The organism is Martinezella dioscoreae, from assembly GCF_009176305.1.
Lineage (GTDB): Bacteria > Pseudomonadota > Alphaproteobacteria > Rhizobiales > Rhizobiaceae > Rhizobium > Rhizobium dioscoreae.
Genome location: NZ_BLAJ01000042.1, coordinates 1 through 1,054, shown reverse-complemented (window position 1 = coordinate 1,054; position 1,054 = coordinate 1). Strand labels below are relative to the sequence as shown.

1 protein-coding gene is annotated in these 1,054 nt (G+C 63.4%); it reads right to left on the bottom strand.

Features of this window, described 5'->3' with window-relative positions; translation table 11 throughout:
* Positions 1 to 23: 23 nt before the first annotated feature.
* Entirely contained in the window at positions 24 to 953 is a 930-nt protein-coding gene (locus GDN47_RS31820) for an IS110 family RNA-guided transposase (RefSeq protein ID WP_152095064.1), read from the bottom strand.
* Positions 954 to 1,054: the final 101 nt, after the last annotated feature.

Here is a 1,054-nt window from a genome sequence, read left to right as displayed (position 1 = left end):
GGGGAGAGCGACTGTCTTTGCTGTCAAGCGTTTTGCCATGGTCTTGCGTCTCGAATGATGGCGTTGAGGATGGTGAGGAGTTTTCGCATGGTTGCGACGATAGCAACGATCTTCGGCTTGCCTGATGCGACGAGCCGGTCGCGGAAGGCCTTGAGGCTTGGGTTGTGGCGGCTGGCGACAAGGGCGGCCATGAACAGCACGGCGCGCACCTTGCCCCTGCCGCCGCCAATGAAGCTCTTGCCCTTCCACTTGCCCGATTGCCGCGTCCACGGCGCAAGACCTGCCAGCGAGGCAATTTGGCGCCGGTCGAGACTGCCCAGTTCAGGCAGCTCGGCCAGGAGCGTGCGGGCCGTTGTCGGCCCGACGCCCGGTACGGAGACGAGCAGCGTCTCGCGCACGCGCCATATCGGCGACTTGCGGATATGGCCGTCGAGATCGGCATCGAGGCTTTCGAGCTCGCGACGCAAGGCTGCAAGCAAGCGCTTGTTGCTTTTCTGCGCCTGCTTGGCCAGCGCCTGACGCAACCGGTTCTCCTCCGCGACAATCATCTGCACGATCTGCCGCCTGCGCGCCACGAGTTCGGACAAAGCCTGTGTCTCGGCATCACGCAACGGCCGGATCTCCGGCTTCGTCGCAAGGACGAAGGCGGCGATGACAGCTGCATCGATCGGATCGGTCTTGGCCCTGCGGCCGATGGCATTGGCATAGGCGCGCACTTGCGCCGGATTGACGACGAGGACCGTCAATCCCGCCGATGACAACCCGGCCACCGCCAGCGTCTCGTAGCCGCCGGTTGCTTCCAGCGCGATCGCATCGGCACCGATGGTCTTCAGCCGGCCGATCAGTTCATCGATGCCGGCATGGTCATTGCCGACAGCAAAGGCCTCTGTCTGCGGCATGACCGCCACGTCAAGCCGGTCCTTCGAAACATCGATGCCAACAATCTTGTCCATCTGATCCCTTCCTTGCCTAACCGGGCTTTGCTTGCGCAAGCGGCCCTGGCGACTGTTCGGGTTCAATGGAACGGCGGATGCAGACTCTCGCTCTCCCACGG

What these genes read in the sequence shown, in the direction of transcription:
- GDN47_RS31820 (WP_152095064.1), bottom strand. Translation starts at nt 953, where the DNA reads ATGGACAAGATTGTTGGCATCGATGTTTCGAAGGACCGGCTTGACGTG.